Source organism: Fulvivirga aurantia (assembly GCF_009711475.1).
GTDB lineage: Bacteria > Bacteroidota > Bacteroidia > Cytophagales > Cyclobacteriaceae > Fulvivirga > Fulvivirga aurantia.
Map to the genome: position 1 here is coordinate 1 of NZ_SMMD01000750.1, position 7174 is coordinate 7174.

Here is a 7174-nt window from a genome sequence, read left to right on the forward strand (position 1 = left end):
GCTAACGATTATTTCAGCACCGGAGATGCGTCATTTGTTAATGATTTAAGAGGTATCGGTACTGCAGACGGATCTGAAAAATTCACCTCTTCAGGATTCAGCGATGCACTTCAAATTTCTGAATTAAACGGTAGTTTGAACGCTTCAAATGAATTTTTAATGTTTGCGCACGACAATACAGCACATGCTCAGGGCCAAACTACCGACATAACTGTAGATCCTGGTGTGTTGGACTCACATTGGGCCAGAAGTTGGTATGTAGAAAATTCAGGTGATGTAAGCGTGGAGTTAAGATTTGACTTTGGGGATGCGGGTCTTGCTTACAGTGGAGATCCTACTGATTATGTACTTCTATACAGAGCAAATACTTCATCAAATTATACAAGAGCCCTCGTAAATTCTTATGCTACTGAAAATGGCGATCAGTTAGTTATCGATGCCAGTAATGCTAACCTGACTACAGGTTATTACACTCTTGGCCAGGGAGAACAACTAGTGCCAGGTGATGTCTATTCCTACCAATCAGGCGATTGGAATGATCCGCTTACTTGGACTACCGATCCGTCAGGTGCCTTAAGAACACCATCTGGGGGATTAGTACCCGGTGCTAATGACAATGTTACGATACTTACAGGTAGAACAGTAACCATGGATTCTGATGATAATGATGGTATTAATCTTACTGTCAATGGTGAGTTAATTGTGGCTAACACTAGTGGCCATGATTTCTTTAACATTCTGGGAGGTGGAAAGATTACAATTTCAGGAGATGCATCTAATAATGATAACTTCCCTACGGGTTCTATAACAGTTTTTGCAGATTCAATAGTGGGAGGTACCGTTGAAATTCGTGGAGCAGGAATCAATTTAAATCAGAATAGAATCTATAACAACGTTCTCATTAATCTCAATGCTACTGCTAATCAAGCAACACTTTTATCTGATTACGTCATCAATGGAGATTTGACAGTTGACCGCGGTCAATTACGAATAAATGACAATAGTTCCACAACCGCTAGAAATATAACCGTATATGGTAATACCCAGATTAATGGCAGCGGTGAGCTAACAGTTGGAACTGCCAATGCCAGACATGAATTTAACTTTTATGGCGATTTCGAAAACTTGGGAAGAGCTGAATTTACTAACCGTAGTTCCACAGACTATAACAACGAAGCTACAAATGGTATCGTGGATGCCAACTTTCTAAGTGCCTTGAGTAATCAGGAAATCAGCTGTAATGGAGTAACCAATTTTTATCGTATTGAAATCGATAAAGGTACTGATCAAACATACATCCTCGATATTAATGCAAGCACTGCTGCTAATTTCAACTTGTTTGGCCCAGCTGACTATGGCCACAGCAATACTGCTCAATTAATAACTAATGATAATGCGCTTGGCCTTTTAAGAGGAACAGTAAGGCTAAATTCGAATGTTGATGTACCGGTTCTAAACAACGGAGGTAATTATAATATCTCTGAGGCTGCTCGTCTTTGGGTAAATGGAGGATCAGCTGAGAAACCTGCAGGTACAGCCATTGTACCGTATGGTACTATTCAGTTATCAGGTGGTATTATAAATGCGCCAATTAGTAGCGGAATTACTACAAGAGGCAATGGTAATATTGTTGTTTCTGACGGTACTTTAACTGTGAATCAAATTAGGACTTCGGTTCTCGGTGCAGAAAATATTGGCGGTTACACCCAATCTGGTGGTATTGTAAATGTTACAGGAAATAGTATTCAGACAGATTATTATGTATTTAGTTTAACATACCCTGGTAACACTTTTAATATGTCGGGTGGAACCTTGAGAGTAGCAGGAGCACCAACCGGAGCTAATACGGGTGGTATATTCATAGCAAGTGATGAAGGAAATCAAAGCGTTACAGGGGGGACTGTTATTATGGAAGTTGATCGTAATGACGATTTCAAATTAACTTCACTGGCTCCTTTTTGGAATGTTATAATGAGATACACATCTGGTACTGGAAATGAAGTTGATTTAATAAACGGTGCTTCTGGTAGTGGTGCAAATACTACCACAATTTCTGATTTAGACCTAAGAGTACTAAACAACCTAACTATTGAGAACGGGATCACTTTTGATCACAATGGTATTGATGTTGAAATTGGTAGCGACTTCATAATTGAAGCTGGTGGAGATTATTTTTACAATAACTCTGTACCTAATACTACAACCATTAATGGTGTAGATAATAGCGTCATGTCATTCTTAAATAGAACAGGAGGAGTGAATGATGAACAAAGGTTTTGGAATCTTATAATCAATAAGCCTACATCAGCCACAGTTACATTGCAGTCCGGAAAATCAGATGTAACTGGTAATGAAAATAACCTATTAAGGGTTGATGGTGACTTTTTTAAAGTTTTAAGCGGCACACTAGATCAAGGTGTACATAGTATAAGGATGTACGCAGATACCGTTGTAAACTATGATGTTCTTACTGTCTATGATCCTAGTGCAACAAACGATTCAGATCCGAATGGCGAAAATGATTTGTTTAAATTAAGAGACGATGGAGGCCCAGCGACAGTATTCATTACGGCTGATACATCAAGATTTGGAGGGATTAAGTTGAATAGTGCCGATGAAATCATCGAGCTGATAAGCGATGTTAAAATAGATTACTTGGAGTATCGACATGGAAGAATTGATTTAGGTACTCATAATCTTACTATTGATGTTTTAAACGAAAGGCTTACAAGTCAGGCTGGTGGTCCTAATGGAAACAATCAGTTTAGTGTTGAAGACATGTTCATAACCGATGGAAACGCATCTGATGGCGGCTTATCTTTAAAAGTGAATGCTGATGGTACTAACCCTGGCTTTGTTAATTGTGATGAAGCCAATTCAAATAGTAATCCAACTGTGTTTTTATTTCCAGTAGGTACTGGTAATACCGGTGATATTGCCACATCAGAATATACGCCTGTAAATATTAGATTATTGTCAGCTTCCGATGCGGGTTATATTACTGTTGTTCCGGTAACGGATAAACTGGCAACTGCAGGGCCGTACCCTTTGGGTAATGATATTTCAGACAGATATTGGATTGTAGACTACAGTGGTTTTACTACAGTACCTAAAGTAGAGAGAATGTGGTTTAGGTCTGTTGAAAAAGATGATCCGAATGGCGGAGCTGATGGCTTTCCTTCTAACTATGTTCCTGGTTATGTTTTAGAGAATGATCCTTTTACGAGAACTGCAGAGGTTGATGCTGGAGCACCCGGGTCTTCAGGTATTGACAATACTGATGCAGAGAATATAAGGATTTTCTTCTGGGGTAATGAAGGGTCTGGAAATCCTGCTGGAGGGTTTGATTTGAAACATGCTGCTTACACGGCTGGTGATGCCTCTAAGTTTGTGGGTGCACCTGAAATCTTTTATTCGATAAACACTTCTCAGACCAATTGGACTAATGGTAGTGCATGGTCATTGACACGAGATGGTTCATCGGCTGGAGATTATCCTCGTGATGGGGATATTGCGATCTTGACAAGAGACAATGGAGGGGCAGGTGATCCGACAGGTTATGGTGCTGGCGTATTTACGATTAACAATGGTACAGGCCCGATTAATATCGCAAAGTTAATTTTTGATGATTTTGATCCGGTAAATAATAATTGGATTAGTGGATGCCCCCGAGTAATATTTGATTCTAATGGAAGCTATAATGCTTATAATTCAATATTCAATGAGGTTGAAGTAACTGATAGGCATATTGGTGGCCCTACTCCAAATCAAAGTCATGGTGCTGTTATGCAGTATAATATTAACGCCTCATATACGGGAATTTTCCCAGGGGGGGACTTTGCCGACTTTAATAATTATTCAAATGCACTTGTTATTTATGCGTGGGATGGAGGAACGGGTACAGCTACACTTTCATCAGATGCATCTGAGTACCCTATGCTTTGGTTTGCAGGAGGAAATTCAAGCAATAGGATTATGGAGTTTCCAGATGTTGATGTCACAGTAAATGGTAGAGCTAACATAAATGGAAATATGCTAATCAGGGTTAACAACAATTCTGCTCGTACATTAACATTTAAAAATAATGTAGAAATTGGATCGGGTTGTTGTGGGCAAGGGTTTTTCGAATTTGATGGTAATTCTACAGGAAATCAGACTGTTATTATTGAAGGTGATTTAAGCTTTAATGGTAGTAATGGAGGACAACTCAGATTAGTAAATAACAGTGCTGCAAATACTCATAATCTAACCGTTTACGGAGATATCACTATTCCTGGCACAGGAACAATGAATTTAGGTGACGGAAGTAATTCAGTTATCGAGCTAGAGTTAAGTAGTGTTGGAACAAACACCTTTACTAATTCTGGTACTGCCATCCTGCATAGGGTAGTAATGAATAAGGGGAATTCTAAGGATAATTCATTTTCTTTTAACGATCCTTTTACATTAAATGGTACATCGAATGGTACAACGAAGGCAATAAAAATTCAGAACGGTACTTTAGTGCTCAACGACCCATTAATAAACATTAATCTAACTACTGGTGGATCCAGCTTTAACATCCCTGCTTCCGGAGGCTTACAAATTACTGCTGGCCAGGCTAATGTGAGTGGTGATGATTCTGGGATTTTATTAAATGGTTGCTTAATTATAGATGGAGGAACATTAGATATGGATGATGCTTCTGGAAATGGGAATAACTTTATCGAATATTCAGCTTCAGGAAATGCTATTCTTGAAATTTCTTCTGGAGCACTGAATGTTGGGTCGCAGATAAGACCAATAACTACCGCCAGTACTGGTGTTTTGAAATATAGACAAACCGGAGGTGATGTAAGAATAGGTACACAGGCAGCGCCAACCTCAAACCGAGGTATGCTTCAAATATATAATGTAGGAAGTGAATTTACGTACACAGGAGGTACTTTAACGATCGAAAGACATCAAATTTCACCTACTATATCAGCGCTGTATTTAGATCCTGATGATTTTGATGTAACTGAGGAGATTACAATATTCAATGCGAATACACCAGCAGGACAGAATGATTTCAGAATCAATTCATTCATTCCATTAAGCGACCTAACTATTAATGGCACAAACAATCCGGTTGCGTCTATTAGAACCACACCTTTGACTGTTGTTGGACAGCTCACAATTAATAGCGGTGCCACATTTAATGGTAATGGTATAACTCTTACTGTGAATGGTGATTTTGAGAACAACGGCTCTTATGACGCTCAAAATAATGAAACAATTTTCGAATCTGATTTGACACAGGAATTAAGAGGTTCAGGCACGAATAATTTCTTCAGATTTACGAAATCAGGAATAGGCTCTTTGGAACTTACTAATTCTGTAACTGTCAACGGTCTGTTTTCAATAAATAGTGGCACACTCAATGATAATGGGTTTGATATTATACTAAATGCAGATGCAGTAATAAATGGGGTTCATTCTAGCTCAGGAGGTAATGGTCTTGTTTTCTCAGGTTCTACAAATCAAGAATTAAGGAGGTCCGCTTCAGGAACAGGTAGCATTGGTGGTATTAGAATTAATAATACCAATGGAGTTACAATACCTGATGGTAATGGTTATAACTTTAATATAAACGGAGATTTACAATTAAACGGAGGGGTCTTTGATGTAGGAGGTAGTAATATTTTATTTGGTGTGAACTCGGATGTTGTAGCTGTTCAGCCCTTTTCAGTCTCAAATATGATAAGAACAAACAGCTCATTTGTCGATAAAGGTGTTGGTAAGACGTTTGCAGCAAATACAACTACTGACTTTACTTTCCCATTGGGACAGGCTTTTTATACCCCTGTTGTATTTGATTTGAGCACAAATTCAAATACATCCGGTTCAGCAATTGGATCTATATTTATAAGCCCTGCGAATGAATATCACCCGACTATTAATGATGGGAATGACCTGACAGCTGGTGGCGATATTAATAATGTATTACAGTATTATTGGGCGCTAACTGCCAAAAATGTTACAGGTATGACATCTGATGTCACTTTTAGCTATAACGATGCTCAAGTACAAGCATTAAATGGTAGTGAAGCTGATTATATCGCAGCTCGAATTTTAACGTTTAATAATCCCACCAACTTAATAAATAAGTTCACTACTAATGAGGTGAGCGAAATCACAAATGAGATACATTTTACCTTTACAGGAGAAGACTCTAATAGTATTTCGGGAGATTATTTTGCTGGAATAGACATAGCTATACCAGATAATGTTGCCACCTATACAGTCGATACAGACGGAAGTTTTACGGCTGATGTCTATGATATTGCGGTACCTGGAGGTGGAGCACCTACCGGTTCAGTGGTGATTGTTCCCTATGGTTACACTTTGACCTTAGATCAAGATGAAGCAAGATTTTATCGTACAGTGATTCAATCAGGCGGAATATTAGAGGTTACTAATTCCACCAACCATCGGTTGGGTATTTTAGATGGCACAGGTGATTTAAGGATTGTAAGTGATGGGATCAACGCAAACTTACCAGCTTTTTCTGGCGACTTTTTATCTTGTTCTGGTGGTGGATTGGAATATGCAGGTACGGGTAGTTACAATATACTTGCAGGTATTACATCATTAAGGAGTTTGACATTGAGTGGTTCAGGGGCAAGAAATTTTCCAAATAATGACGTAACTATCTGTCAGGATTTGATAATTAATGGTCCGGAAATTTCGATGGCAGCAAATAGAAGGATAACAGTAGAAAATAATCTGACTTTAGAGGGTGGTGTGTTAAATAGTCCTGAAGGTGCCAGCTCTCGTATCAATATTAGATCTGGAGATTTCATTATTAATGGAGGAACATTTAATGGGGCTTCGTCAGGGAGAATTAATATAGTCGAAAATCTCATTATAAATGGGGGTATAGTTAATGCTGGAAGTTCGAACTATATATTCTCAGTTGGTGCTGACATCAATTTTATTGCAGGCCAGTTTAATGCACAAAATAGTGTGGTATTGTTGCGTAATTATGGATCATACGCATCATCTATTAAAGAAACCACCATCATGGGTGATTTTACAGGTCCAAATGCCTTGAACAATTTAGAGATTCAGAAAAATGAAGGAAATGTTGAAGTAAATATTAATTCTGATATTGAAATATTAGGTAATTTGACATTGTCTGATGGAATTATAA

1 protein-coding gene is annotated in these 7174 nt (G+C 38.4%); it reads left to right on the top strand.

Annotated elements, in window-relative coordinates:
• Positions 1 to 7174 (top strand): beta strand repeat-containing protein (locus E1176_RS20630; protein ID WP_185152716.1); only part of this gene is annotated, 7174 nt, incomplete at both ends.